The sequence below is a fragment of the Novosphingobium sp. 11B genome (assembly GCF_054589055.1).
The window spans coordinates 1-1,285 of record NZ_BAAILP010000282.1 but is presented as its reverse complement, the minus strand read 5'-3'; the positions used below and the strand labels follow the sequence as shown (position 1 = coordinate 1,285).

The following is a 1,285-nucleotide window of genomic DNA, read 5'->3' as shown; positions in this document are numbered from 1 at the left end:
CGAGCAGACCACCGACCACGCCGGTCACCGGAGCAAGGACGTTGCCCGTACCTCCGCTGCCGCCGGTGACGCCACCGAGCAGACCGCCGACAACGCCGGTTACAGGAGCAAGGACGTCGCCCGTGCCTCCGCTACCACCGGTGACGCCGCCGAGCAGACCGCCGACAATGCCGGTCACCGGAGCAAGGACGTTGCCCGTACCTCCGCTGCCGCCGGTGACGCCGCCGAGCAGACCGCCGACAACGCCGGTTACCGGAGCAAGGACCGTCCCACCGGTCTGGCCCGAACCCACGCCGCCGATGGCTTGGCCAAGGGTGCCGTTCAGGGTGTCGAGCACCGGCGATACGATGCTATCCACCGCGCTCGTGACCGGAGCCACCACCGGAGCAAGTCCGTTGGTAACCTGCGTCACCGTGGAGCCGACTTGTGCTCCCAGCACCGCGCCGGCGAGGTTGCCTACCGGGGCAAGCCCCTGTGCCACGCCTGCCGCCGTCGTCGGAAGGGTCACGTCAAGGACGTTCCCATCCGCAAGCACGTCGGCCGTAACCAGCTGCCCGGACACCAGCCCCGGAGCGTTGGACAGCACGTTGACACCGGCCAGGGTGCCGCTCGTGCTCGGTCCGGTCAGAACATTGTTGCCAAGGTCCAGCCCGACCAACGGTCCGGTATAGGTCGGTGCCGTGCCGGAACCGCCGCCGGGCAAGTTGCCGGTGACGCCGCCGAGCAGGCCGCCCAGTTGTCCGGTGAGCGGACCAAGGACGCCGCCTTGTCCCACCACCGGTGCCAGTATCGCATCGACGGTACCGAGTACCGGCGTGGTCACCTGGCTGACGGTCGAGGTCACCACCGACACCGTCGGGGAGAGCCCGTTGGTGACTTGCGTGACGGTCGAGCCGATCTGTTCGCCGAGCAGGGACCCGACCAGCGAACCGACAGGAGCAAGAGCCTCCTGCGTCTGCTGAGGGGTCGTCGGCAGAGCGACGTTGACGACATGGCCATTGCCAGTGAGCACATCGACGGCGATAGTGCCGCCGTTGCCCGTGGCGGCGTTCGGCGCCACGTTCACGTCGATGAGCGTGCCGGACCCGCTCGGCCCCAGGATGGGCGTGCCGCCGATCCCGACGCCGGCCACAGGACCGGTGTAGCTACCAGTCGGACCGCCAGGGCCGGTCGGGCCGCCAGGGCCGGTCGGGCCGCCGGGGCCAGTCGGACCGCCAGGGCCAGTCGGGCCGCCAGGGCCAGTCGGACCGCCGGGGCCAGTCGGGCCGCCGGGGCCAGTCGGACC

The 1,285-nt window shown here is 70.7% G+C and carries 1 protein-coding gene; it reads right to left on the bottom strand.

Annotation, left to right across the window (positions count from 1 at the left end; all coding sequences use genetic code 11):
- The coding region (locus ACYPYD_RS24315) for a hypothetical protein (RefSeq protein ID WP_459666006.1) at positions 1–1,132 on the bottom strand (1,132 nt) is incomplete at its 3' end.
- Between the last annotated feature and the right edge of the window lie 153 nt (positions 1,133–1,285).